Genomic DNA, 25,328 nt, shown 5'->3' on the forward strand with positions numbered 1-25,328 from the left:
TTCATTTTTTGTTAATACTTGGTTTAATTACAATGAGGAAGCGAAGATAAAAAGGGGGGTAGGAGAGGGAAAGGACAGTTTTTAATTGACGATTTAAGATTCCAAATTTTCCAGATCTAGATCCCAAACCAGGCAATTTTTCTTCTCCCATCCGGTTCCTGCCAGGCGGGAGTAAAGCTTTATTCGGCCGGCCTGGTTATGTTTTTTGTAATACTCCGGAAGGGTTTCACCGGCATCTGCCAGTACTCCGGCAATGGCTTCCTGCTCGGTTGCGGCAAGTTTACCGGCAGCAATGGCAGCATCCATATCCAGGTTTCCGTTTCCGGTGTAGGCAAATTGGTGCTTACAATTGCCATTTCCATATTGTTGTGTTCTATCTATCATAAATCTTTGTTGACATTCATTACTCATGCATGCATGATATACACATCCCCAATCTGATATTTTGCATACCATGATTTTAAGTTTTCAAAGTACTCCGGTACCAATCTGCCATCCTGCGCATAAGTCCGGCCAGTCGGTCAGCGCCCTGGGTGTGGGCCTGGCTGTCGTGAGTTACAACTTCCAGATCAATAAACCGGTCGTTTGGGCCTTCTTTAACTTCAGCAATAAGCATAGGATCCTGGGTGTGAACCACGTACTTTTTTTCAAAGTCGCGATCGAAGGCAAGCAGGAATTTTGGAGTGTGGGTTTTTGTTGTCATGCGGCAAATATCAAATCAAAGATAAGAATTATCCGTATATTAAACGTTTGTAGTCGAATGTAAACACTTATACACGGATCTGGATTAGAACGCCCGGCGATAGCCGTAAAAAACCGCCAATAAGGCGTAAAATAATGAATCCGGCACTTTAATTTAAAAGATACTGAGCCGGATACCGCTCTCGCCGCCGCAGGCGGCGCGCCCGGGAGCTTTCGTTCCCAGGTTGCGCCTGCCGGGCTTGTTCTTATAATCCCGGATCTGCGTCCGAATAGTTTGGATAATCGGCTTCTATTGCCGTGGCGTTTTCTGCATTGTAAGCGCAATAATCGCAAGCGTCGGGGGTGTCAATCAAATAACCTTCTTCCCATAACTCCTGATCATCTTCTGACAATGTAAACCAGTCACCACAATGGCTGCATCTAAATTCTTGGCTCATAGTATTAAAATTTTAGGGTTTACGCTCTCATTGGTTTATGTTCTGCTTCTGCTTCCGGTTTTATGGTCATAACTCCATCTTTTATGGTTATCGTTGCCATATCTCCGGGTTTGAATCCTGCAAAGCTTAACCAGTTGCCCATTAACTTAATCAGGGGCTTAACCTTTGCCGGGCGTCCGGTTGTGGATGGGATTATAAAAGGCTGTATTTTTACAATTCGCATCTGTATAACTTTCCCGCTCATGCTGCCCTCCTTTCTTCCGCTTCTTCCCTATTTCCCTCTAGGATATAATCTGCTGCCTTTTGGGCTTGGGCTGCTGCCTGTGTAAAGAATTTCATATCATTATCCAAACCTTTGAGCCATGCCCGGATATATGCGGCGTCGTTGGTTACTTCTGTGGTAATACCTAGTTTTGCACAGCAATAAGCAGCGGTTAATTCTGCAACAAGTTCCTCAAATGCATATTCTTTTTTGGCTTGGCTCATCTCCCTGTTTAGCCTGTCTTTATGGCCTGTCCAGTGTCCTAGTTCGTGAAACAAGGTTTTGTAAAAATCCTCTGTTGTATCAAACTGCCATCTTTTTGGAATTTTGATGTTGTCAAGAGTTGGAGAATAATAAGCGGCGTTTGTGTTGGTTTCATCAATGGCTGCTCCGGTTCTGCTTATAATTTCATCAACTGCCTTAATTCTATCGGCTGCTGTTACATTTACATTCTTTGGCGTTGTCCAGTCAGGGGGTAAACCTTCAATATCAGCTACATTAAAAACATTGTATCCTTTAAGGAATGGGATTTTATTAAATCCGTCCGGTATCTGTTGCCCTGCGGTTGCCATAGCTTCCACCTGCTTAGTTACGTTCTTCCCATTTTGATCTAGCCAAATGTGAGAAGTAAAAACAATCACATCAGCAAAGCTGCCTTTTTTCACTTTTGCGCCAATGTCTTGCACTTGTAAAAAAGTCATCCAACGGTTAAGATAATACCCCTTTCTTAAAAATATCAGGCTAATTTGCAGCAAGAAATTATTCAGGGCGCTGTAGTAGTGTTTTGAATGTGGGTTATAGCCGAAAGGCTCACATTTAACATTAAACCAGGTCTGTTTGAAGTCATTCAATTGCGCCTGGAGTAGTTTAATGATCTTCTCATTGATTTGCTCATATAGTGCGTTTCCTGCTTTCATTGTTCTAGAGTTTAGCCGGTGACTGGCTGAACCAGTCACCGGCTGTTAAACAATCAGTTAATTAAGCAAAAATCAGGTTTTCCACCTCTTTAATTTGCGCCTCAATGCTTTGGCGGCAATACTCAATTTGACGCCTCACGGCTGCGGGGTCTGCGCTGCTGAAGCTGCGGCCGCTGCCGTTTTCAATCCTCACGCGGGCATCGTTCGTAATATTGGCCTCAAAGTTTTTGAGGTCTGCAAGCTGCCCGCTTAACTGGTCGTGCTTTTCCACTAAATTAAAACGGTCGCAAATCTGCCCTTTCAGTTCCTGAACGGTGGGCTTTGGTGTTTCCGGTTGCTTGGCTTCTGCTTCCGGTTCTGATTTTACCACTTGCATAGTGGTTTTCACTTCTGCGCCAGTGCTGGCGGCTTCGGCTGTGGCTTCTTTAGCCTTCTTAGCTGTACTTGTCATAATACTTGCCTGTTTTTATATCCTGCTGGCTCTGCAGGGGGTTAAATTAAACATGCTACAAAAGTAAGTTGCAACGTGCTGATTACTCGTATAATAAACGTTTGTAGTCGTTTATACTCGTTTAAAAACGGCTGCCTTTTTACCCAAATTATGAGGAACGAATAATTTACAACCATCTGAATCTTAAATTTCCACTGTTTTGAATTTTAGATATTTCAGCTATTGTGCCTTATTCCCTCATTTCGACGCTCTGCGTCTATTTTTATCTCTTAGATACCCGCGCCGCCCTGACATGCGTTCGCAGTTGCAAGGGTTTTGAATTTGCGTTATATGCTGCCAAGTAGCTGCAAATGAGATCAACGCTTGCCTGCGGGGGGCACTAACAAGCCATCACGCGTGAGGGCGGTTATAGGCGGGGGGCGTGATACCGATTAGTCATGAATTCATGCAATCAAACGATCATAGTACATGAAATGCATGATATTGGTAATGTGTATTTGCATTCAAATAAAAGCCGGATTGTTATCGGGCTTTTATGGCTGTTAAAATGGGAGAAAGCCTGTTTTTTTCCTGAAAACTGGCTTTGTGTGAAGGGATTATTGACTGGGAATGTGTGAGGATGGCATTTGTGAACCGGCCTCTGTGTAGTGGAAGTTTAAGCCAATATACAATGTGTCCCAAGCGTCGGTAATGTGTGTCTTGAATTCGTCGGGGTTTTCGGTTGTGTCGGGTAGCTTTTCAGGATCCTTGTTCTTTTCGAATCCATTCCTTCCAACTTTGATACCGGTTTGCTCCATCGCCAGAAGCAGGTATTCATTATTGTCCTGGTTAAAGGTGGGGAAAAGATATTCCGGGTCACCTTTGAGGGCAAGGTCTATGTAGTTGTGTTTAAAGTGGTGCTTCATAGGTTGGCCAATATACACTGGTGTTACGTTCCATCCGCGGTTAGTAAGCACTTTGATGATAACGTCGGCAAAGCTATCAGCATCGAGTGGAGTATTGGCTATTGCTGTTGAGTCATAGTAAAACACAACATCGCGGTGCGGCATTGGCTCGTAGTAATCACACCAAAGGTTTACAACGTCAGGAAGTTTCCTGGGTGTTTTTACATAGAATGAATGTAGGGCCCGGGCTTCACGGTTCTCAATACGCTGGCCGCAAACCAGGCTATTGATGGCTGCATTGTAGTCGAAGGCAATGCTAAGCGGAAGTTCTTTGGCAATATCACCATCCTTTGCGCAATTTTCTCTTTTGGCTTTGTCAATGTCATATCCCAGCTTTTCAAGGTATGAATTATCATAACTTGGATAATAATGCAGTTGATCACTGAGGGCAGAGTAAAAGCCATTGGCAATTTTTCGAAGCTTCTTATTCAGGATCGCAGAAAGGAAAATAAGTGGTGGAAGATCGCGGTGCATCTTTTTAATGAATTCCTCTCCAAGTATCTCAAGGTTATCGAATGCGTCGTACTCTGCATAGAATACTGCCTGAGCTCTGAATTGGTTCAGTTCCCGAAGTTTGCGCTCCCGAAGTTTCTTGTTTCCTGTTTGTTTGTAATCAATATACAAGGCTTTGATCCCGCTGATAAGCTCAGGATCCATATCTTTTTCTTTCTCTAGTATCCACATACCGGATTTGCTTGTGGGCATATCAGTGGTGAATAACAGTCCATGATGCCAGGGACAATGGCCGAAATAGTTTATGTTGCCCCGGTTCGCAGGCAACACTTCGTTTTTGATTTTATCATAGTTAAGAAACCTAGCCTCAAAGCCCATTACATAATCCAGGTTCATAGAATTGGCGCTCATGGGGCGGTCGAAGCTTAGCAGGTGTTGAATGGATCCATTGAACCATGCAATTACATAATCGTAATTAAACGGGTCAATGTAAGGTTTCTTAAAGTTAAGCGATTTGGGAGGCCGGTGTCCGACCACATAATGGATGTTGCGATGATAACCAAGTCGTTCGAGCGCCGTGAACACTGCAGGAAGTGTATTGCGTAAAAGTTTCCCGTAAGTAGGTGAAAGTAACGCTCCAGCGCTGCGGGGCATAGCAAATACGTTTCGGATCAGCCTGGGTGCATCAATACCTTCAGATTTCCCAAAACCACGACTGGCAATTATATACTCATCTTTGGCACTGATGGCCATTGCTTCAAGCTGTTTTGGGTTGAAGTATTTTTTCATTTTGCTGGTTGCTGGTTACTGGTTAATCTTCAAGTATTTCAGCATCAGTAATTGTATTGGGGTCGTACTTTTGCAGATATTTCTGGCGCATTTTACGGCGGCGTTCTTCAATGTTAGGATCTGGTTTGAAACCCAGTACTGAAATATCGGAACTGGGTTCGAAGTTAGGAGGAACAAGTTGATCCCAGGATAACTGGTCCAACTCGGGTTTATCTAATCCATGGCATTTTATAAGTTGACTGGCAGCCATTGTCATAGCTTTAGGATCCTTGATTTGCTTGGCAAGGTTAAAGGCTTCAGTTGCCATGGTATTGACAGTATATCTCACCCACTCTTTACTTGCATTGGTAACATTGCCAAGTAATAGCTTGATATGATTAATATCCTTATAGGCCTGTGCGCGGTTTACATCGCACTCATTCATCAGGAACCTTACAACCTGCTTATCGCTGAGCGATGGGCTGTTTACCCAGAAAGTGAAAGCTTTCATGTAGCGCTCTTTTACTTTTTCAAGTACAGGAGTCAGTTTCCTTTCTTTTGAACCTGGTTCTGAGAATAGGGCCAGTTGTATTTTGTCAAGGTTCGTTAGCTTTTTAGTCATCCAACAGTTCCTCCTGTTCCTGTTCTTTTATGTAATCTTCAGTAAGGCTTTGCGCTTGAGGGCTGCCAAGTTTGGCGAGTGGTACTACTTTTTGTCTCAGCTCGAGCTTTGATTTTGTTTTACCACGAAAATAAGCCTGATGTAATAGAGATTTAGTATTGTGAAAATCATCCGCAATAAGTGAATAATCAGTAGTCAATAGGCAAGCTATTTCGCGTAGCGAAAGAAAAAGAGCTGCGTATTCTTCAACTTTTTGAAGTTGATCAGTTGTGAGGTTCATGGTTGGAATGGGATTGCTGAATCAAATAGCTTATTCATTTGCTTAAGGTAATAAACCAGGGTGCTAAAATTCGTGTCCAGAACCATGGCTTCAATACGGCGGTTCCTGCTCATGTTGGCTGAAGCATTTATTACTACAGAAGTGTTGTGGTTGTAAAGTAGAATAATTTTAGAATGGTTGAGTGTTAGCTTAACTTCGGCACCGGTATTTTGCAAGAAAAAAAGCAATGGAGTTTTTGTTTTACGCAGGCTACTGTCAAGCAAGCACCTGAGAGAAAGCAGGCGGCCATCTTCAATCATTTGTTGAAATGAGCAGATAGCCGCCTCGCTGATGGAGAAAGAAGAAATGAAAGCATCTACAGGACCGGTGTACTCAAGTAAGTAATCAAGCAACTCATAAAGCGACCAGGTACCATCCAATATGCGATGAATGGTGGTGTTGGGCTGGATGGGGCCGATTTCGGTGGCAATGAGTTCTTTCATTTTGTTGTGATGCTGTTATGCAGTGATGCAGTATCATTTAATGTCTAATGCTATCCAGAATTTATAGAAGATAAGCTTTAGCTCAAACATAAAAAATCTTTTGTAGGGGTAGGATTCCGCAAACATAATATCTGTGTCAAACTTTATCCCAAATGCCCAATACGCTGGGAATTTGAAAGTGCATGAGCAAAGAGTTAATTTGCTTTTTTTGAAATTAAAACTTTTAACCATAGTGATTATCGTTTTGGCTATTCGATTAGGGCTTCGGATTTAAAATTTGGGATTTGGGTCTTTACCTGGGAAGTTTGCCTTCCATCTCCACCAATTCTTTCTCCCAGCTTTGGAGGCTGGCCAGGCGGGTTTCAAGTTTTTTGCCTTTGAGTTTACCGGAGTCAATTTCTTTCTGAGCACGGGAAATATTGATCTTAACTGTGCTGATACGGCGATTTAGCTTCAGGGCTTCTTTAGCTGGATCGAGTGTTACTGCGGTTTTATCGGATTCATCAGCAGTTTTGCCATTAACAAAATCATTGATATCCTTCCAGTTTTGTTCCTTCTGCCTGTTTATAGCAGCAATTTCTTGCGCAATGGGTTTGCGATCCTCGTTGGTTTTGCAGGCAGCCATGCGTTGCCGCGCACCTGCCAACTCGGTAATAAGGCGCTTGTTTTCGAAGTAGGCATTTTTGATGTTTTCGGGAAGATCGTCAACGTTTTTTAGATTCGGGATATCTACGAATTTTCTTTTACCCGGGTCCGTGGATTCATCGCTTCCGATTGCTGGGGGGGCTTGTTTTTTTGATTGTTCAAGCTTCTTTACTGTTATTGCTGGTTTGTTGGTTGTTGCTTGCTCCTGGTTACTTGTTTCTGTTTGCTTTTTACTAGGTTCAGGTTCTGAATTCTGCTGTTTACGCAGGGCGCGTTGTAATTGCTTTTCAAGAATATTGAAAGCAAGTGTTCCCGGAGCGGCATCGCCGGACTTGTTAAAAAAGTCGTCGTACTCTTTTGAGGTTTTTACTGTGTTGTAAAGTGCAAGGCCGTCTTTAAATTTACGGTTGGGGTCGAAAAGGAATTGTTTGATGTTCATTTTGCAGCGTTTTGATTTGTAGCTGCAAAATAAGGAGCCGCAAGATGAGTGGGAAAGGACAGAATGTTAAGCCCCAAGCCCAAAATTCCAAATTCCAAATTCAAAGGAATAGCCGGGTTTAGAAGTTTAGTGATGCTTGTAGTTGGCTGTGCCTCGCTTTAAACTGCTCCACATATTCACGGCGAGCGTTGCCGTTGTGAATAATAGTAAGGTTTTGGCCATGCATCATGCAGTTTGCAAGGCATTGGTTTACGTGATGAATCTGGTTTTGCCTGTAATATATTAAAAAGCGATCCCAATATTCTGTATCACCTCCAAAACGGGTACTGTCATAGGGACCAATCCTGTCAAACACTTCGGCACGGTAAAGGCACATTGAAGCCCGACGACCTGTAAATTCTCCAAGCAATTTGCCTGTATAAAAATCCTTACGGTTGTAGTTGCAATACGTCATCATCAGAAGGTTATCGCTGATCAGCGGCGCTACAAGTTCAGCGAAGTGATTTTCAAAGCTGATATCGTCAGCGCAATGATAATACCAGGCATCAAAATCGTGATAGGAGTTGAGTACGACGTTAAGCGCAAGATAACAACCGGTATTTTCTAAGTTCTTAATTACTGTAACTCCACAGGATTTAGCCACCTCAAAAGTGTTATCGGTGCTTTTATCATCAATAACCACAATTTCAACATTCTTGTAGGTTTGCTTTTGTATAGAGCGAATGGTGGCAGCAATATACAATGCGGCATTATACGCCGGTATGATGCAAAGAATCTTCATGGCTGTATATTTTCCAGTTTTTAATAGTGTTTACTTGTTGGGTTTGAAAACTGTCGTCGGCATGGCAAAAATTCCAGATGGTGTAATGGCGGTCGTACTTTTGGCTCTCGCAGATCCATTTGGCCGGATGCTGAATGCAAAATATCGGGATCTTCTTTTTCTGGCAAAACAATGCCAACCAAACATCAGCCATATTACTGGCTTTAAAAATATTTAAAGGCGGTCGGCAGGTATCGCTATGAAAGGCTGTAACACCGGTTCCGGGAAAGTGAATAAAAGCCTCATGGGTATATTTAACGCAGCCAAAAACTTCGGCAAAATCAGTGTAAATACTTTGAATCGGCCGGCCGGAATGAAAGATGCGGCCATGACAAGTTACAACAGCTCGGCGTTTGAAGCGTTCAATGTTGCGGATCATGGTTTCGGCATAATCCGGGGGGTAAACAAGATCGTCGTCAACTGTAAATATGTATCCTTTTAAAGTTGAAACCTTATAAAACTTGCCGGCATCGCCCAGGTCTCCTGCTTCATCCTGCGATTTGTAATACTGTATTTTGGGGTGATAAAGAAACTCGGGTACGCTTTGGAATTCATTCAGGTAAACGTTGATTGCATCGGCTTGAGGGAGAATAGAAAGAATTACTTCCTGCAGTGATTCGGTTCGGGATGGGATGGCTGCCAGGTTAAAAGTTACTGTTTCGTAGTGCATGATGGAGTGTGTTGTTTGAATGTTTCAAGGAATGGATAGTTGCGGTTAGCATTAATGATGTCGGAATGATATTCTCGCTGAACAGCGATCATAGGGTTTATAAGAAAGCAATTGAACCTGGGTTGTATTTCGCGTGCAATGTATGTGTCAATGTTGTTCCAGGCTTTGTGTATTTGTTCAGGACTATATTTTAATAGTTCATTGGCTATGGTTTTCCCGTTGTAGGCAATGGCATGGGTAGTCCATCCCCAGTTAAGCCTGAACAGGTGATCGCTGTATTTTTCAATAGGCTTGTGAAGCATTGCGCCCAGGTACAGGCAATGCCAATTTGATGGCAGTTGGTTGATTGCGTTTTCAAAATGATCCCATCCAAAAATGATTTGAGCATCATCTTCAAAAATTATATTGATACCATCGCTGAATAGCTTCATTACCTCAAGGTGTGAAGCAATGCACCCGGTCATAGGATTATCACACTCCAAACCAGTGAAGCGTGCAACGCTAAATGGAATGGGTTCCTGAAGAAACTGCTTCCATCTGTCGGGCCTTTTTTCAAGGTTTATACACCAGGATAGTATTTTGTTCATTGATGATGTTTAAAAAAAATCCCGCAGCCTGTTTCCAGGCTACGGGATTACCTAATTAACCAAACCTAGTCATTTCTATGGATCATTTCTTGCCTTTCTTTGCTTTTGCTGGTGGTTTTGCATCCAGCATCTGGGGCTCAGGGTGTTTTTCGCCGGGGTACATTTCTTTCAAATGCTCCACTTTTGGTTGCAGGTAGGGCAGCCCCTCGCGAAAAAGTTTTTCAGCAAGGGTATCGTCAATCTTTTCCAGTTCTATGGTGCCATAAACCGGAAGGTTGATTTTACCCGGGGATGCCAAACCGATAAGCTCAAACTTTTTCATGTTTTTAGCTTACAGGTGGAACAGTACTGCCACTTAAAGGAATTGCACCATTGTAAACAAGGGCTGCATGGGTGTGGTCGGCTTCAAACTCAATGGTGATACCACGGCGATCGGTAGCTTGCTTGCCAAACATAACCTTCGGGGTAAAGAATAAAGGGTTGTCTTCCGATCCAAACTGAATGCGGTTGCCAGTGTTTGGATCCACCCCGATAATTATACCGCGGTTATTGTTAAGCTTGCGAGCCAGCGCAAGCGCTTCTACCTTGGTTCCCGGATAAAAGAATTCCCCTTTTTGCAGGAAACTCTTTCCATCAATTTCTCCCTGAGGATCTGACTGACCTCCGAAAGTCCGGGGAGTTACATAAATTGAGTAAAAAGATTTCCCTTCAGCACATGCATAAGTTCCGGCAAGTGTCACCAATTGCGCATCAGATGATGGGCTTGATGCAAGCGCAGGCCAGGTAGTTATTTCCGAGGCTATTCCAAGATAAGCCTTGGTGGTAAAACCGCCCATGTTATCGCCACCGGTCCAGTCCATGCTGGCAAAGGTGAACCCGGTTGCCATAATTACAGATCCGGCATCAGGTGCGCCGTTGAATACGGTCCATGCAGCCAGGCAGGTAAATACCATAGCAAGCAAGCTGATCATGGCCATTATGTTTCGTTTCGATATTGCTGTCATTGTTCAGTGTATTTTAAGGTTATACAATTTATTTTCAAACCAGCCCGGCAGGTAGCCGGAGCAGCGATTAAGAATAATCGCCGCTCAACGGTGTACCGGTATTGGTTTGTTCATTAACCATAAACTCCTTGGGATGAATAGAGGTTACCCTCGCTCCGGCTTCCCACTGTGTCCAGAACTGAGCAATGTTAGGATCCTCGTAAGGTGCGCGGATTTGAACAAATGATTCGTCTCCCTTGGTGTTCACACCGAAATCGAGATTGCGGGGAACAGTAAGGATCAGTTGGCTTCCGGATCCCAAAATTGGGCTGGTAAGCAACTGCAGCGAAGGAGCCTGTGTAATTCCACGCAAATGCGCAAGGAATACTTCATACTCAAGGGCATTTTTGTACTTGAGCTTGTTGCCAAGTCCATCCATGGCATTGAAAAGTGCATTACCAGGAAGGTAAAGAACTCCATTTTTGCGCAGGTATGGATTTGCGCCGCGGATGAAAGCAACGATCCTGTCGAACGGAGTCGTGTCGGTTTCATCACTCGGTGTTGCAATAGCGCCTGTGGTTTTCAGGTTGCCTTTCGCTGCGGAAACTTCGCCGGCAACAATTTCCTTTGCAATAAGGGTATAAAACCCATCGAGCATGCCCTGGGGCGATTTGTCGTCTTCGTCGCGTTCAGCAAAGAACATGGCATCGAGAATATCTTCTGCGATGGTGCGGATCTTGCTTTCGATAATCAGGAACTCAAGAGGGTGCTTCTTGGTTTGGTTGTCAACCTTTTCTGAGCTGTTGCCTGTGACCCGCTTGGTGCGGTAGTTCATGATATGATCCTTAAGCGCTGCATAGCAGGCTTTGACCACGAGTTCGCGTTCAACGGCTTTGCCAATGGTGCCGGAAACGGCATTTTCATCACCGATTACATAAGGCTTGGCCAGTCCGCTTTTACGCTGAAACTGTACTACCTTATCTTTCTGATCAACTTCAAGAAGATTGATCTGGAGTTTGTCGAGCTCTTCAACCAAAATGGCGAAGGGCAGTTTGCGCAACAGCGCGTCATAGCTTTCGGCGGCGCGTTGCAGTACACTTACGTTGATAATTGCTGTCATTTTTTTAAGGGATTTTTTATTTACGAATTACGATCTACGTTTACAATATTTTACAGCCCGAGTTCACGCAGCTTGGCAACGCAAGCATCGGTATTGTCAGCATTTTCCTGGAAGAACCTTACGATAGCAAGCGGGTCGCTTTCAGTTGCGTCGTTTTCTGTTATAGCCTTCGACGGAGGATCCACCGCAGAACCTTTGAGCGTGGCAACAGTTTGTTCAAGCTCGGTAATGCGTTCGTTTGCCTGTGAAAGCTCAGTGGTGCGGGTTTCAACATCTTTTTCAAGGTTTGCAATGGAGGTATTGGCTTCAGTAAGCTGCTGTGTTAAGTTCTCGATCCGCTGAAGCTGATCGGGATTGACTTGCTCAGTGAGCTGCTGAACCTGAAGGGAGAGATCACCATCGCGGGTGACTGCGGCAGCCAGGGAAGCGTTGGCTTCGTCCAGCTCTTTTTTTGCAGCGGCGAACTGATCTTGGAAAAGATCACGTTCAGCAACTGCAGCGTTGTACTTTTCGCGGGATACTGGGAACATAGTTTTTAATTTTTGGTTTACAATTAATTGATTCAATATTCAATATTCAAGATTCAGAATTGCTATGGTGCGAATTCGTCGAAGATGTTTTGCAGGAATTGATCCCAGGGCATGATATCGTCAACAAGTCCGATCTCAAGGGCTTCTTCAGCGAAAAAGAATTTTCCGGTGTTCCAATCGTTTGATTTGAGTTTGCCCTTGCGGGATTGCTTTACCTGGGCCAGGAAGAAATCATTGAACTGGTTGGCAAGCAACTGGGCGCGTTGAATGGCTTCTTCAATTTTGCCATCTTGCATCAGTCTGTATACTTCGTTCTTTTCTTTTGATTTTTCGGCATACACATCCACTTCCTTGATGCCTTCCATTTTCAGGGCCTCGGTATAATCACGAAGGGTCAGGTAGGTTCCGATGCTGCCGGCCATTCCCATTTTACTACCAATGGCAATGTGCTGTGCTGCTGAAGCTATCCAGTATGCGGCTGAAGCGCCATAATCGTCAATAAAAGCAAAAACAGGTTTTTCGAGGTTCGATAAGACTTCGCCCATGAACCTGGCAGCATAACCAGATCCGCCACCGCTGTCAATTTTGATCGCATGCGCGAAGATGTTCGGGTGCATATCTGCCTTCTGGATCCATTCTGCTTTTGCAGCCATACCAGTAGGCCCACACATCATAGGATATTTGGTTATGGGACCGGCTACATTTAAAATAAATACAGATGGTTCAATAATTTGATCGGCGTTGTAATAAATATCAAAAGCATCGGCGGTGAAGGGTTTTTTGTTGTTCAGGATGGCAAGACTTGCCTGTCCCTTCATTTCTTCTGATTTGCTTTGTTGCGATGCAACAGGATTAAACAATTCGCCCCGCAGCATGCGTACTACGAGGTGAAAGTGATCGTCGGCATATTGTTTATCAATAAACCAGGGCGATGCAATTATTTCGTGAAGGAGGTTCATACAGCCGTATTTGAGTTACGGCTGCAATATTATAATGAGGTTGTGTAAGCCCAAAGGACTGTATTTACAGGGCTTTAATCAACCGGGTTGAAAATCGGCGCCTGAATAAATACCTGGCTGGCTAGAAATGGAGATGGCAATATACTCTGGCCTGTAAATTCAAAGGTAATTCCGTTTCGGGTTGCTGCATTTGCGCCCGTATCAAGGGAAAAGGTAAATTGAAGCGGTTGTTCTTTGGTTCCCAACAGGCGCAGCTGTTTATTGTTATCATGAACAATGACAACAAACATCCTTTCTTTCATTTTTGAGAAGAGCGAAACCACCGATGGTATTATTTTGGGGTAAAAACCACTTATTTTTGAATTAAAGTGAGTTCCGGCAGCAGTTTGTTCCGGATTTTCGCTTAATCGTAATGTTTTGGACGAAGCGTATCCTTTAAGAAAAGTTTTCCCGGTTAAGAGAACGGGAGCTGTTTGGATCACAAAATTGACAGGGGATTTAATTTCTACAATTTCATCCTCCGGGATAAACATGAAGCTCTTGTTTCCGCCCATGTTATCAATGTTGTCGAAAATCGGGAAATGGTTCATGCGGTTAGAAATATTAGAGGACAGGTTAAGGACACAATACGGCTAAATAAATTGGTTGTAAGCCCCATTTTCTGGCGGCGTCGGTAGTACGATTTCTGAAGTAAATCGTAAGTAAGATTGTCGAAATTGATGTTATAATCGGCGCAAAACTGAAGGATGATCTTTTTTATTTGCCCACGCCTTACATTCTTACCATCAATCACAAGATCGTATCTAACCTTGTCGTCCACGTACTGAAAAAACAGTTCTTTAAAAAAGCACTCAAGGCTACGCTGGAAGTTTACCTGGTTTTCTTCATTTACATAAACTGTTCCGTTGCGGGTGTTCAGCTTATCGTAATAAGGAAGCTCGAAAGTAATATATTCATTGCTTTCCGGAAAGGTCGGTGTTGCATCCCTGGGAATGTACTCGATGAATGGCTTCAGCAGCACTCCGATGATATTACGTGAGTCGGCGGAAAGCTTGTCGTTAAGCCTTCCGCGTAGGTAGTCCTGCAGGTAAGGTTTGAGTTTTACGGTTACTGTAGGCCTGGTGTTGTCCATTTTGTGTTTGCTTATTTGGTTTGACAAAGTTTAATTGTTTTTGGATGGATGGAAAGGTCAGGAGTTTCAAGATTTAAAATTCAAAGTTCAAGATTCAAGATTCATAGAGCAATGTGGTTTAGAGGGTTACTTGTTACTTGTTGCTTGTTGCTTGTTGCTGGTTCCTGGGTGCTTTTCATGGTGTTGATACTTTTCGCAACCACAGTAGATACAGATTGTCATGGATTTAAACCTTAAATTAGGTGCAAACGTGGAACACACATTATTTCGCTCGTAACACTTGGCGCAAATGCCATTTTTGAAATTTGATTTTGTAATGGCTTTGTTATTGCCATCTACCTGGAAATAATAATGCTTCTCGCAGCATTTTCCTTTGCATCTTGAGCAATTGTAAACGGTTTTGTTAATCGCGCTTTTGGCGGTAGAAATTTCGCATCCGCAGGATCCTGTTTGTGTTTTCATTTTACGATTTCAAATTGTTGTGATGCTGTGTTGCAGTATTGCTGTGATGCTGTGGAAAGTTCCCCGAGTTCTGACATTACCCGGGTAAGGATGAGAAGGGATTCTTGCCAGTATGGCCACATCCATTTCATCTGCCCAACTTTACCATCAGGTACCTGTAGTGATTTTTCTAGGTAATCTTTGTTGAACATCCTTTGTTTGGGAGTCATTTTCTTGTAGTGCTCAGTTGTGGCGTTTTCCATTGCAAAATCGGTTTAATGTATCAGTAAAACTGTTCATGCTTCTCCGACCTCTACGCCGTTCATCATATGAAAAGACTTCCAGGCGCTCTTTTAAAGATATTAAGGCCGTGATGTTTTTATTGGCTTCTTCCTTGTTATCAGAGATCCTTTCAGTAAAATCATACATAGCCTCGTCTAATGCTGCGGCCAGGATTCTTGCTTCGTCTTTTGTGATGTTCATGGATTTGGTTTTAGGGTTTATTTATAAAGCATTTTGAAAATCAAGTGAACTGATTCATGCGTTAGGGATTGCAGCGGATATCCTTTTTGCCGGCTGTTATGTTTTGGCAAAAAGATATGAGCGGAAAGCCCGACCCCTTGGGGTAACGCCCAAATATTTTTATAATTCATCGGTATGGCATTTTACATATACATTCCGGTCCTCATCGGTATAGAACTCAAGGCCACAATTCCAGCATTCGAATTGCTTAACAGATTCATCGCAGCTTATTAACTCGTCATACCAGTTTCCTTGTGGATCATACGTCACAAGTAATTTATGCTGGCGCCTGCAACGTGGGCATTCAATATAGGCTACCAGGGCATCTGCTGGATGTTCATCATCCGGCCAGCAGTGTTTCGGCGCTCCTGATGCTGTGCTTGCGCCCCAGTAATGGCATTTCATCCAATCAATCTCACCGGCTGGTTCATCACCTTGCAGTATCCGGGCCATGCGCTTATACCAGGCAATATGTTTAGGATTACCGAATTCTGGTTTCTCGCCGTTTATGAGGTTTCTTTTGTCCATACGTGTATAAAATTAATAATGCTGCTAACCCCCGCTAACCTCAATAGAAAACTGAGGTTAGCTCTTAGTTAGCATCATCTTTAAAACGGTAATCTCTCTCTATCAAAGTGATCTTTAATGCTTTCAAATTTTTCATTGAATGATTTATTAAGCATTTCGATGGCACGCTCAGTATGGTAATGCTTTTGGCGGTGGGTGGCGCCGTCTTCGCCTACATAACTGAGCATCATAGTGGCTGATTTTAATACTGTCATAGCATCAATGGTTGAAAGAACCTGGTTGAGCTTTGCATCTTCTTTGAGTTGACGGATTTTGATATCTTGCTCATGGATTACATTTCGTAAATCCCTGTTTTCATTGAACAGCGACTGCCGCTCAATATCCAGAGAATTTCTGTAAAGTCTCAAACTTTGGTTTTCTTGCTCGAGCTCAGCATTGCGCTGGATCATGGTTTCGATTTCTTCTTTTTTCATTGGTTTTGAAATTAAGGGTTTAGAAAGTTTAGAGGGTTTAGGGGTTTAGATTGTTTAGGGGGCTTTGGATGCGGCAAATGATGTTGAAGTGTGCATTTAAAAGAGTATCTCGCAATCTTGATACTACTAAATCGTATGATTCTTTATCGTTATTCTCAAAAGCAGCTGATGCCATATGGCTCTTATTACTCCACATCACCAGAGTTTTGTTGTTTTTGCTTCTTATTTTCACATTATATCCTATTTCTTTCAACCTAATCTGTAATTGTTCCATATTGCTCTTATTGAAGGTTAAGTATAATTCCGGGTGCAGCTCTACATTCTAATATGGACCGTTACCCCAGCACCCAGCACCTGCCGGTATCAATGAATGGTTTAATTTCTTCGGTTGTAAGGGTTGGGCGCACTTTGTATTCTTCATAGGTTTCATTGTTTGATTGCTTTAGTATAAACTTCATTCCGGCTTTGGGCCTGCCCTGAAAATGAAAATCGGAAAGGGTGGCGAGGCGAAAGCCTGGGGGGAGTTGATTCAAAGTTTCAGGTTCAATGTTCAGGGTTTCTGGTTCTGAAAGCATGGTTTAGATGGTTTATGAGGTTTAGAAAGTTTAGTGATTTTTATTAATTTTTTCTCACTGTGCCTATATTTTGCTGTTACAACTGCCTACACTCGCCTACAAAGTTTAATTAACTGATTTCCACTTTAATATACTGACTACATTATTGTTTTTTTTGTAGTTTTTGTAGTTTGTTGTAGGCAGTGTAGGCGAGTGTAGGCAAGTGTAGGCGGCGGCATAATTCTGTTTTTATGGGTTATCGTTTTCATTGTCAGTTTTTTATTTCTTGTAGGCGAGTGTAGGCATGTGTAGGCGGGGGTTTTAAATTTAAGTTTTAAGATTCAAAATTTAAGATTCAAGAAATTTAGTTAACGTGTTGGGTTTAGTGGGTTTAGGTGTTTAGAGGGTTTGGGGTTAAGAAAATTGGCTGTTTTTTGCTTTTTTTTAGTTTTAGATTTTAGATTTTGTTTTTTGGGTTTAAAATGCCTGGTTTTGCGTTGTTACTTCTTCGTCTTCTGCTTCACCAAGGATTACGTTTACATCATAGTTGTTTGATAGCATTTCATAATCGAAGAGCATAGCAGTCGTTATCTGGCGCTGTACTTTGCCATCGGTATCTGGCGCGCTTTCCATACCTGATTTCATAATAAAAGCAGTGCTGCGAACTTTACCATAGTATTCTTTTGAGTTGGCCAGGTAATATTCAAGTGTTTTGATGGGCAGCACCATATCGCGGGTTTGGGCTCCGTGCTTGCGGTACTTCTGAAAAATGCGGGTGTGGTTCAAATAGATGATGTTGCGCGGCGATTCGGCAAAACCAATCTTGCCCCGGTCGGTTGTAAGGTCTTCGTTGCGAAACAATACCTTGAAGTCAACTTTATCAACCAGTTCGTTTTCTTTTACAAGGAAGGTAAATATATCCCAGAAGTTGGCAACATCGTTGGTGCGCTTGGTTTCTTTGTTCTGGCGCATGATCAGTTCAACGCTTTGCTGCAGCAGCTCTTTGTAGTTGATGTGAGTTTTTATCCTATCCTTCAGGGTTCGGAAAGCGGCAATAACTATTACCCAGTTGCGGAAAATACGGTCTTCGATTACTTCGGTTCCCAGCAGCGCGTTTATTTCAGAGCAAACTTCATCATACTGGTGCCAGTAATTTTCGATAAAATGTTTGCGGTTGCTGAGCACTTCGTGCGTGAGGTGGGTCACACCGGCATGCAGGGTATCTTTAAGCTCATTAAAGCGCTGTTTTTCGTCGTCGTTGTACTCGGTTTGTGTGAAGGTGATAAACAGCATACGACTGAACAAAGCTATGTCTGCCGTGGGCATTTCTTGTCCTGACAACATTAGCCCAACATCAACACTGGTAGTTTCCTTTTTCTTATCCTTTTCCATGTTCATGCGGGTGCGGCCGGTACCATCCCAGATGCCTTTGAGGAACTCAATTTTTTCGAACTCCATGTTATTTTTATACTCATCAATATGGCAAAGGGCGTTGCAATGCTGTGCAATGTGATCGGCCAGGGCAGCCTTGCTGGTGTTGTTGATGTTTGGCCCACGGTTTTGCTTACCGAAGAAATGCAACATGCTGATGGCCATTTCGGTTTTACCGGCGCCCTTGGGTCCGAAAAGATTAAGCATAGGGAAGAAACCAAAGCGGCCAACAATGATGTCGCGGAAGCAAGTAGCGAGGTAAAAACAGTAAGCAATGCGGGCATTGGGGCCGAACACTTTTTCGAGGCTGAACACAATATCAAACATTTCGGCTGCACCGGGATGGTGGATAAAGCGGCGCTCGCTTACAAAGAGGTTGTGCTCGCCGACATAAATTTTTGAGAACGCGGGGATGTAGTAATTCGACTCGTTATGATCAACAATTCCGAACTCGTTAACGCCATGGTAGGCTCCGTTATAGATGCCGTTGCCCCATGCCCAGAAACCTTCTTTTTGCCAGCCAAGTTGTTTGATCTCGATACAGGTGGCTGTTTTTTCGTAGATGTAACGCTTGAGCTTGTTGAGTTCAACATCGCCGGCTTCCCACAAAAAATTACCAATGCTTTCAACCCGGAGCTTGAAGCTCTGCAGGCTTACCAGGTCGCGCTGGGCTAGTTCAATCACCCGCTTGTATCCAAACTCATTGATGATCTCAAAGAGTCGCTTGGCCTCGTTTACGCTCTCAACATGGAAGAGTGGGCGCATCACAAAGTTGCTGCCCCGGATGATGCCTTTTGAGGTTCGGAAAAAATAGCGGTACTGATCTTCATAAAAACCGTATTCCTCGAAGGTATTTGCATCAACATGCTGGGGAACGATAAAGCGATCTTCTTTTTCGGATTTTGGGGCATCGAGTATGCTGAGCTGCTTGAGTTCGTCGGTCCAGGCTTTTTTGGGTTTGATGAGCTTGCATACCTGCTCAACATACAACTCGTGGCTGCTTTCGGGCAGGCAGTGTATGAGTTCGCTGATGTGACCTATGAGTTCGTGCTTTACATCGGGGCGTTTGGCTTTTTCGGCTTTTTGTTGTGCGAACCAAAGGATGTAATCCTGGTGGTTTTCTTTTTCGTATGCGGCAAAATCGTGGGCGGCGAAGAAGCTATCAGGGTCTTCTTTGCTATCGTCGGGCAGGGTGATCAAATTCACGAACAAACCAAGGCGGATCAATATTTCTGCATTGCGAACCACGGCTTTCTTGCCGGCATCGTCGCTGTCGCCAATGATTGTTACGCGGGTGCATTGTTTTTTGAGCCATTCGGCCTGATCCTGGCTGAGGGCTGTTCCCAGCGGTGCAATGGTGTTGGTGATGCCGATTTCATGCATGCGTATCACATCGGGGTTTCCCTCCACCAGATAAGCGGATCCTGATTTTCGGATCCCGGCAAAGGCTTGCGTGAGGCCGAAGAAGGTTTGCCCCTTGGTGTAGAGGGATGTTTCGCGGGAGTTGATGTATTTGGGAATCGTTGCTGTGTCGGCCATAGTGGTTAGATGTTACAGGTTGCTGGTTACTGGTTGCTGGTTTCTGGTTGATCACCGATAGGATCGCTTGGAGCGATAATATCGGGTGGGATTGGGGTTTTGGATACATCACTTAAATCACGTCCGCTGAAGGCAATCACTTTGCCGTTGAGGTTGGTGATGGGGAACATAAGGCGGTTACGGAAGGTATCAAAGGTTTTGCCTTTGCTTTCGCTGATAAGACCGGCTTCTTTAAGTTCAGCGTCGGTAAAACCAAGGGCTTTGGCGTGGTTTTGCAAGCCGTGCCATTGGTTTGGTGCATAACCCATGCTCCAGGTTTTTATGGTTTCGGGGTTCCAGCGGCGCAGGGCGTAAGTAAAGGCGGGCTTGTTTTCAGGATCCTTTAACTGGTTCACAAAATATTGCTGGGCGTGGTGCATAAGTTCCAGCAGGCGGGTGCGGCGCTCACGCGCCGTTGGGTCAGCTTCTTTTTCTTCTTTAAAGTCAAGAGCAAGGCCATGATCCTGTGCTATGAGTTTGCAAGCTTCGATGAAATCGAGTTGCTTCAGCTCCATGATAAAGTTTATGGCATCGCCGCCTTTGCCGCAGCCGAAGCACTTAAATGTGTTGGTTTTGCCAAATACAATGAAAGAGGGCGTTTTTTCATTGTGCAGCGGGCAGCAGGCTGTATGGTTAGCACCTTGCTTTTTGAGGGCAACGTGTTTCTCTATCACTTCGGCGATGGGGAGGTCGTGGATTGGTTCGGAGATTTTCACAGATTCAAGATTTTAAATTCAAGATTCAAGATTCAAAAAGCAGTCGGTTCAGGGCATGGGGCATGGGGCGAAGGGAATTCAGTATGGGTTTGGCCGTCGAGGGTGTTGCCGGAGGCTTTTTTTCCGGTTTTCCACATTGGATAAACTGGGTATTCAGCATCTTGAAAGTCGGCACCACGAACCAGGTGCTTCCCTGTAAGATCAATACATTTATCGAAATCTCTGCGCCATTCATTACCGGCCAGCCATGTTTGGGCTTTGTTTACCCAATGCTGTAGTGAATGAAAGGGTTGAAAATTGGGTTTGAACTCTCCCCAGGATTTAAAGAAAAACGGGGTGTTGGATTGCTGGCATTGATTGCGAAGTGAGCGGACCCAATCCGGGTGCATGGGGCGGGATGCTGGACCGGTTTCGCCACCGGCAATGATCCAATTTAATTTCGGATTGAGGAAAGAGGTAAGATCAATGGATCCTAATAAGGGTTCGGCGCTGATGAAGCGGATATGAGCAGGAATCTTAAGGAGATAGGGGATACGGAATTCGGCTTGTTCCTGATCTTCCGCACTTACGCCAAACCATACATTACCTGGTAGGATGGTGATATTGTTGCGGCGTAGGAATTCAACGGCACGTTGCGGGCGTTTGGTGAGAATTTGAAAGGTGTGCTGAGGGCATTTCTTAATTGCATAGAGGACTTCACGGATAAATACATCAGTTACATTTTCGTGAAACAGATCGCTCATTGAGCACACAAATACCATGGATGGCTTGCGCCAGCGTTCAGGCCGGAATAGTTCATCTATATGCATTACTACTTCGTTCCCTTTTTTGTATTTCTCGGCTGTGAGTGGTATTTTTTGCAAGCGTTTAGTGATGCGCATTGCATAGCAGTTTTCGCAGCCCCGTGAAGCGAGATCACAGCCGGTTACGGGGTTCCAGGTGCGGTTGGTCCATTCGATTTTGCTCATGATTCAAAATTTGAGATTTCAGATTCAAGATTGGGTTTGCTGGTTGTGGAAATGATTTTGAAGGTTATGACCCAGAGCCAGGGGTTTGCATCCCAGGAACCGGGGCCGTTGATTTTAGTCCAAAGTTTTTCAAACCAATCTACGGGGGAACTGTAATCGCCTAAAGGCTTTGGCATGCCTTCCTGCAAGATGTCCTGATATGTGATATCCTGCAACCTTTCAACCCGGATTTCTTCTATTTGCAGCCAGATGCGGGCGGCGGCTTTGGGCATGAAGCGGGAGGATTTCCATTTGGCATCTTCACCCATTTCTTTTTCTTCAAAAGTCCAATCACTGTCGGCTTTATAACGCCATCGGGTAGAGGATAAAGCAAACGTTTCTTTTACCCAGAGCAGGTCGCCGGGATGGCCGTAGGGGCATTTGATGGGTATAGGTACACAGTCTTCTTCTATCAGCCACGGGAAGTTACCATCATCGTGTGAGTTTGGTTGCGGCTTTATAATTCGCCGGGTTTGGGTTTTGCGGCCATCGAGGATGGCCTGTAGCATTGGGGTTGAGAAAAGGATAGGGGATTCTTTCATAAGTTTATTGTGTTAAGCGGTTATACAGTGTTGCTGTGATGCAGTGGTGGGTTCTTTGTAGCCCTGATAGTAGATTGGGATGTTGAGTTCTGTGGCGATGGCGTGCTCGATGCGGGCGCCTTTGCTGAATTCCCAGTTTGGGAGCATGTAGATGGCCTGGCACTGAAACAAAAGGCGGATGTCTTCAAGCATGTATTCTTCCCATGTGCCGACGTTGTTATGGCCGTGGGTAAGTGGATTTACGGTTTTGTGGCCTTTTGATTTCAATAAGTTTTCGGCGTGGCCGAAGTGTTTGAGCGCTTCGCTTTTTGGCAGGTTTGAGATTTGGCCGGAGATGTAGATTTTCATAGTTGCGTGGTGCTGGTTACTGGTTTCTTTGCGTCTTCGCGTCTTTGCGGTTATTTTAATTGTTAAGCGGTTTTACTCAGTATATTATTTAAGGATCCGGCTACTTCACGGATCAGTATCTCGGCCATGGTGACGTGCACTGCATTGCCGATCATTTTGATGATCTGCTTTTTGTTGAGCTTCAGGCCGGGGCGTTTGAAATAACCTGCAGGGAAACCCATGATGGCAGCTAGTTCATCTTCACTAAGGAACCTCATTTTCACATCGAAATCAATCATGCCGTTGGTGTTGGCTGTGATCAAAGCCTTTTTGTTGGTTCCGGTTAGAATGGTGTTCAGCGGTTGCTCAAGGCTTTGGTTCTGGCTCCCGGGATTGCCGCTGCTGTTAAAATATGCGGTAATGAACTGGAACTTCTCCTTTGTTGTGAGAGCGCCCAGCGGTTGATCAATGGATTTGTTGTTGTTTCCGTTGCTGTTGTTTTGTTGGCTGATGAACTGTGCCCTGGTGCTGATCAGTACATTGCGGTTTACAGTAGTGATGGTTGGAAAAGGAACTTCCACCGGTTCGCAATGATGCTGTACATTGCCGTTCTGACGTTTGCCATTAAAATATTTTGCAATGAACTGGGCCCGGCATGTGATCAATCTTTTGGACCCGCCTGCAACCACAGTGTTGGTGGGTTTGTCAATAGATGAACAAACATTGTCGCGGTTATAGTTTCCATCCATCAGCAATTGCTTTTCAACCGTAATTAGTTGCTTGGTTTGCCTTGTGAGCTGTGTGCGAAGCGGTTCATCAAGCGTATCATGGTAATCCATGTGGCAATAATCCTGAATGAACTGCATCTTCTCAACAGTAATGAGCGCGTGGGATTCGTGGGTTCTTACCGTGTGCAATGGCTCATTAATGCTCTGGCAGTTGTGGCCAGTGCCGTAGTATTTCATAATGAAATGGACTTCCGGAGCGAACTTCTTAATGCCTCCGGCAATGCGGCGAAGGGTGTTCACTGAAAGTGGATGGCGCTTGCCTTTGGCTACGTTTGGATTTTTAGCGCGGCCAAAAATGGAGTTTCCTTCGTTTTCGAGGTTAATATAATCGCGGCACGGAACCCACTGCGGCAAGCCGAAGATGTTCATAGGACTTTGGTGGTGGCTTTGCTCGGGCCAGTTGATTTTGATCCCGGGTTTTGTGAAGATCCCAAAGTAGCGGATCCGGCGTGTGGGAGCTCCAAAATCGGCGGCGTTCAGGAAACGGTATTGGTAGTTGCTCCAACCCATTTCCCTGATGGTATTCACCCATTTAATGTATTCTGAACCTTCTGATTCCTTTACCCTTTTGCCATTCTTCAGCTCTCCCCAGCGAACGAATTCGCTGACGTTCTCAATCATCAGCGAGTCCGGGTTAACTGCGCGCAGGTAGCGGTACAGCTCCCAGCCCAGGGTGAAGCTACCAACGTTCTTTTCTTTACCGCCTTTGGCTTTGCTGTGCTCAGTACACTCTAAAGATGCCCAGAGAATATCAACAGGTTCAAGTACGTTTACGTCCTGGGTGCGGATGTCGGCCTGGTAATGTTTTGTTTCCGGATGAGCCGCAGCGTGTGTTGCGATCGCAACCGGATCATGGTTGAGTGCCCAGGCAACGTAAAGATCAGGCACATTCAGCGCTCCTGTAGTTGTGCCGCCACCTCCGGCGAACATATCTGCAAATTTCAGCATCAGGTTAAATCGTTAAGTGGTAGCGTTGACCCTGAGACTTGTTCTGAAGTAAGGAGGCGCGATAGTTCTTGTGCGCGTTCCCGGAAGTGCCGGCTTGCAGCGCCGAGGATTTTGGATTCTATTTGCCGGTTGAATGCGCGGCGGCTTGATGCGTTGTCTGAGTTCAATTGGAGTGTTTGCTTTTTGGTTTTCATAACCTTTGATGATGAAGGGTAATAATAATGTTTCGGCGTGCTTGATCAAAGGAAGGAAAGCCTTATCCTTCGAATCAATCATATTGTCAACCTGGCGAATGCTATGGAGGACGCTGGCATGATCTTGATTAAAGTGTATGCCTAGTCTCGCAAGGCTGTGAAGGGTGTATTTTTTCCCGAGCCAGTAAAAGGTATGGCGGGCTTTTACTATTTCCCGTTTGCGGGAAAGTTCTCCGCTTTCGTTTTTCTCCCGTAGTTTTTCAGGAGTAACAAAGAAAGCTTCGCACACTGCCTTCTCAATGTTATTGAGAGGTATGTTGTGACGTATAGCGCTGGTGCCCGTGAAGCCGGGGAAACTGTATGCGCTAAACATGCAGATCGAGTTTACGGAGTGAGGCAAGGCGGAGATCAGTCCAGCGTTTGATTCCTTCCACGGTCGCGGTTTCTTTGCCGTTTACATGGCAGGTTATTTCAACCTGGTCGCCAGCGGCAACCCCATCGAGCAGGTTGATGCCTTCGTTAAGGGCTTGCATTGTAAGGACATGCTCTTTGTTGTGTAATTCGCCGTTGGGTTTTAAAGTGGCTTTTTCAACCACTTCCATCTTCTGGATGCTCACTTTGGTGAGGTGCTGCACCGGGTACAGCTTTTTAATGGTTACTTTGGTGGGTCTGGTTCTCATAATAGATATTTAAAAGGTTAATAGGCTGGTTTTTTCTTTTTGCGAACAGGCCAGGCGCTGATCAGTCGCCGGTCGGGTGTGATGCCTGATTGTTTCAGGTTCTCATATACTGTGTTGATTGCCTGGTCGCGGGTTTCGGCTGGGAATACTCCGCTGCCGCGTCCGGCGTAGGTGGTGATGAAAGTTTGCATGGTTATAGCATTTCAGGTAAGTACTTCTGCAAGAGTTTCAGGGTGCGGCCTTGCTGGATTTCAGTAAAATCTCTGCCATAGTATTCAAACTTGCGTTTGAGGCTTTGAAAAAGTTCTCCTATCTCGGGATCATTTTCAATATCGTCTGATGGATATTTTTCGAGAAAGGTGTCGAGGATTACTCCGATGGATTTTGGTAACATAC

Annotated in this window: 36 protein-coding genes; all 36 read right to left on the bottom strand. The window is 44.5% G+C overall.

The annotated features are described in order from the left end of the window. Nucleotides 1-93: 93 nt before the first annotated feature. The 36 genes from IH597_14930 to IH597_15105 all read right to left on the bottom strand — a co-directional run bounded on the left by IH597_14930 (nt 94) and on the right by IH597_15105 (nt 25,326). The gene (locus tag IH597_14930) at nt 94-384 is read right to left on the bottom strand and encodes a hypothetical protein (GenBank protein MBE0663747.1); all 291 of its coding nucleotides are present in this window, start codon (nt 382-384) and stop codon (nt 94-96) included. A 76-nt stretch (nt 385-460) separates the two neighbouring features. Beyond that, entirely contained in the window at nt 461-703 is a 243-nt protein-coding gene (locus IH597_14935; GenBank protein MBE0663748.1) for a hypothetical protein, read from the bottom strand. Nucleotides 704-947: 244 nt separating this feature from the next. Continuing rightward, nucleotides 948-1,139, bottom strand: a complete 192-nt coding sequence (locus IH597_14940) for a zinc-ribbon domain containing protein (GenBank protein MBE0663749.1) — start codon at nt 1,137-1,139, stop codon at nt 948-950. Nucleotides 1,140-1,158: 19 nt separating this feature from the next. Next, complete coding sequence (locus IH597_14945) at nt 1,159-1,383, bottom strand: hypothetical protein (GenBank protein MBE0663750.1); 225 nt, start codon at nt 1,381-1,383, stop codon at nt 1,159-1,161. After that, nucleotides 1,380-2,357 carry a DUF1738 domain-containing protein gene (locus IH597_14950; GenBank protein ID MBE0663751.1) on the bottom strand — a complete coding sequence of 326 codons (978 nt, stop codon included), beginning with the start codon at nt 2,355-2,357 and terminating at the stop codon, nt 1,380-1,382. The genes IH597_14945 and IH597_14950 overlap by 4 nt, the downstream gene beginning before the upstream one ends. 22 nt (nt 2,358-2,379) lie before the next feature. Next, entirely contained in the window at nt 2,380-2,769 is a 390-nt protein-coding gene (locus tag IH597_14955) for a hypothetical protein (protein ID MBE0663752.1), read from the bottom strand. A 596-nt stretch (nt 2,770-3,365) separates the two neighbouring features. Then, entirely contained in the window at nt 3,366-4,955 is a 1,590-nt protein-coding gene (locus IH597_14960) for a hypothetical protein (GenBank protein MBE0663753.1), read from the bottom strand. 22 nt (nt 4,956-4,977) lie between these two features. Beyond that, a complete protein-coding gene (locus tag IH597_14965) occupies nt 4,978-5,556 on the bottom strand; it encodes a hypothetical protein (GenBank protein ID MBE0663754.1) in 579 nt (192 codons plus the stop codon). Beyond that, nucleotides 5,549-5,836, bottom strand: a complete 288-nt coding sequence (locus IH597_14970; GenBank protein MBE0663755.1) for a hypothetical protein — start codon at nt 5,834-5,836, stop codon at nt 5,549-5,551. The genes IH597_14965 and IH597_14970 overlap by 8 nt, the downstream gene beginning before the upstream one ends. Then, nucleotides 5,833-6,318, bottom strand: coding sequence for a hypothetical protein (locus IH597_14975; protein ID MBE0663756.1), 486 nt, complete (start codon nt 6,316-6,318; stop codon nt 5,833-5,835). The genes IH597_14970 and IH597_14975 overlap by 4 nt, the downstream gene beginning before the upstream one ends. Before the next feature lie 292 nt (nt 6,319-6,610). After that, the gene (locus tag IH597_14980; GenBank protein MBE0663757.1) at nt 6,611-7,402 is read right to left on the bottom strand and encodes a hypothetical protein; all 792 of its coding nucleotides are present in this window, start codon (nt 7,400-7,402) and stop codon (nt 6,611-6,613) included. 118 nt (nt 7,403-7,520) lie between these two features. Next, on the bottom strand, nt 7,521-8,183 hold the full coding sequence (locus tag IH597_14985; protein ID MBE0663758.1) for a glycosyltransferase family 2 protein: 663 nt from the start codon (nt 8,181-8,183) through the stop codon (nt 7,521-7,523). Beyond that, complete coding sequence (locus IH597_14990; GenBank protein ID MBE0663759.1) at nt 8,152-8,892, bottom strand: hypothetical protein; 741 nt, start codon at nt 8,890-8,892, stop codon at nt 8,152-8,154. The genes IH597_14985 and IH597_14990 overlap by 32 nt, the downstream gene beginning before the upstream one ends. Beyond that, nucleotides 8,874-9,479 carry a hypothetical protein gene (locus IH597_14995; protein ID MBE0663760.1) on the bottom strand — a complete coding sequence of 202 codons (606 nt, stop codon included), beginning with the start codon at nt 9,477-9,479 and terminating at the stop codon, nt 8,874-8,876. Before IH597_14995 ends, IH597_14990 begins: the two co-directional genes overlap by 19 nt. 82 nt (nt 9,480-9,561) lie before the next feature. Further along, nucleotides 9,562-9,801 carry a hypothetical protein gene (locus IH597_15000; protein ID MBE0663761.1) on the bottom strand — a complete coding sequence of 80 codons (240 nt, stop codon included), beginning with the start codon at nt 9,799-9,801 and terminating at the stop codon, nt 9,562-9,564. 4 nt (nt 9,802-9,805) lie between these two features. Next, complete coding sequence (locus IH597_15005; protein MBE0663762.1) at nt 9,806-10,483, bottom strand: hypothetical protein; 678 nt, start codon at nt 10,481-10,483, stop codon at nt 9,806-9,808. Nucleotides 10,484-10,550: 67 nt separating this feature from the next. Further along, nucleotides 10,551-11,582: a hypothetical protein gene (locus IH597_15010; protein MBE0663763.1), complete on the bottom strand. Its 1,032-nt coding sequence runs from the start codon at nt 11,580-11,582 to the stop codon at nt 10,551-10,553. A 50-nt stretch (nt 11,583-11,632) separates the two neighbouring features. Beyond that, nucleotides 11,633-12,112: a hypothetical protein gene (locus tag IH597_15015; GenBank protein MBE0663764.1), complete on the bottom strand. Its 480-nt coding sequence runs from the start codon at nt 12,110-12,112 to the stop codon at nt 11,633-11,635. 62 nt (nt 12,113-12,174) lie between these two features. Then, nucleotides 12,175-13,071 carry a S49 family peptidase gene (locus IH597_15020; protein MBE0663765.1) on the bottom strand — a complete coding sequence of 299 codons (897 nt, stop codon included), beginning with the start codon at nt 13,069-13,071 and terminating at the stop codon, nt 12,175-12,177. Nucleotides 13,072-13,145: 74 nt separating this feature from the next. Next, nucleotides 13,146-13,661, bottom strand: coding sequence for a hypothetical protein (locus tag IH597_15025; GenBank protein MBE0663766.1), 516 nt, complete (start codon nt 13,659-13,661; stop codon nt 13,146-13,148). Continuing rightward, entirely contained in the window at nt 13,658-14,203 is a 546-nt protein-coding gene (locus tag IH597_15030; protein MBE0663767.1) for a hypothetical protein, read from the bottom strand. The genes IH597_15025 and IH597_15030 overlap by 4 nt, the downstream gene beginning before the upstream one ends. Nucleotides 14,204-14,661: 458 nt before the next feature. After that, complete coding sequence (locus IH597_15035) at nt 14,662-14,907, bottom strand: hypothetical protein (protein MBE0663768.1); 246 nt, start codon at nt 14,905-14,907, stop codon at nt 14,662-14,664. After that, a complete protein-coding gene (locus tag IH597_15040; GenBank protein MBE0663769.1) occupies nt 14,888-15,127 on the bottom strand; it encodes a hypothetical protein in 240 nt (79 codons plus the stop codon). The genes IH597_15035 and IH597_15040 overlap by 20 nt, the downstream gene beginning before the upstream one ends. 159 nt (nt 15,128-15,286) lie before the next feature. Then, nucleotides 15,287-15,694: a hypothetical protein gene (locus tag IH597_15045; GenBank protein ID MBE0663770.1), complete on the bottom strand. Its 408-nt coding sequence runs from the start codon at nt 15,692-15,694 to the stop codon at nt 15,287-15,289. An 80-nt stretch (nt 15,695-15,774) separates the two neighbouring features. Next, nucleotides 15,775-16,167 (bottom strand): hypothetical protein, encoded by a 393-nt coding sequence (locus IH597_15050; GenBank protein ID MBE0663771.1) that lies wholly within the window; start codon nt 16,165-16,167, stop codon nt 15,775-15,777. Between the two features lie 335 nt (nt 16,168-16,502). Further along, complete coding sequence (locus IH597_15055) at nt 16,503-16,742, bottom strand: hypothetical protein (protein ID MBE0663772.1); 240 nt, start codon at nt 16,740-16,742, stop codon at nt 16,503-16,505. Between the two features lie 456 nt (nt 16,743-17,198). Further along, nucleotides 17,199-19,691 (bottom strand): toprim domain-containing protein, encoded by a 2,493-nt coding sequence (locus IH597_15060; protein MBE0663773.1) that lies wholly within the window; start codon nt 19,689-19,691, stop codon nt 17,199-17,201. Nucleotides 19,692-19,717: 26 nt separating this feature from the next. Continuing rightward, nucleotides 19,718-20,446 carry a hypothetical protein gene (locus IH597_15065; GenBank protein ID MBE0663774.1) on the bottom strand — a complete coding sequence of 243 codons (729 nt, stop codon included), beginning with the start codon at nt 20,444-20,446 and terminating at the stop codon, nt 19,718-19,720. A 32-nt stretch (nt 20,447-20,478) separates the two neighbouring features. Further along, nucleotides 20,479-21,414 (bottom strand): phage Gp37/Gp68 family protein, encoded by a 936-nt coding sequence (locus IH597_15070; protein MBE0663775.1) that lies wholly within the window; start codon nt 21,412-21,414, stop codon nt 20,479-20,481. After that, nucleotides 21,411-21,995, bottom strand: a complete 585-nt coding sequence (locus IH597_15075; GenBank protein MBE0663776.1) for a hypothetical protein — start codon at nt 21,993-21,995, stop codon at nt 21,411-21,413. The genes IH597_15070 and IH597_15075 overlap by 4 nt, the downstream gene beginning before the upstream one ends. A 12-nt stretch (nt 21,996-22,007) precedes the next feature. Then, a complete protein-coding gene (locus tag IH597_15080; protein MBE0663777.1) occupies nt 22,008-22,343 on the bottom strand; it encodes a DUF4406 domain-containing protein in 336 nt (111 codons plus the stop codon). 62 nt (nt 22,344-22,405) lie between these two features. Further along, on the bottom strand, nt 22,406-24,058 hold the full coding sequence (locus IH597_15085; GenBank protein ID MBE0663778.1) for a DNA cytosine methyltransferase: 1,653 nt from the start codon (nt 24,056-24,058) through the stop codon (nt 22,406-22,408). 12 nt (nt 24,059-24,070) lie between these two features. Beyond that, nucleotides 24,071-24,625 (bottom strand): hypothetical protein, encoded by a 555-nt coding sequence (locus IH597_15090; GenBank protein ID MBE0663779.1) that lies wholly within the window; start codon nt 24,623-24,625, stop codon nt 24,071-24,073. Then, nucleotides 24,618-24,932 carry a hypothetical protein gene (locus tag IH597_15095; protein ID MBE0663780.1) on the bottom strand — a complete coding sequence of 105 codons (315 nt, stop codon included), beginning with the start codon at nt 24,930-24,932 and terminating at the stop codon, nt 24,618-24,620. Before IH597_15095 ends, IH597_15090 begins: the two co-directional genes overlap by 8 nt. Before the next feature lie 17 nt (nt 24,933-24,949). Further along, nucleotides 24,950-25,123: a hypothetical protein gene (locus IH597_15100; protein ID MBE0663781.1), complete on the bottom strand. Its 174-nt coding sequence runs from the start codon at nt 25,121-25,123 to the stop codon at nt 24,950-24,952. 2 nt (nt 25,124-25,125) lie between these two features. Further along, nucleotides 25,126-25,326, bottom strand: coding sequence for a hypothetical protein (locus IH597_15105; GenBank protein ID MBE0663782.1), 201 nt, complete (start codon nt 25,324-25,326; stop codon nt 25,126-25,128). Between the last annotated feature and the right edge of the window lie 2 nt (nt 25,327-25,328).

This window comes from Bacteroidales bacterium, assembly GCA_014860575.1.
GTDB lineage: Bacteria > Bacteroidota > Bacteroidia > Bacteroidales > JAAYJT01 > JAAYJT01.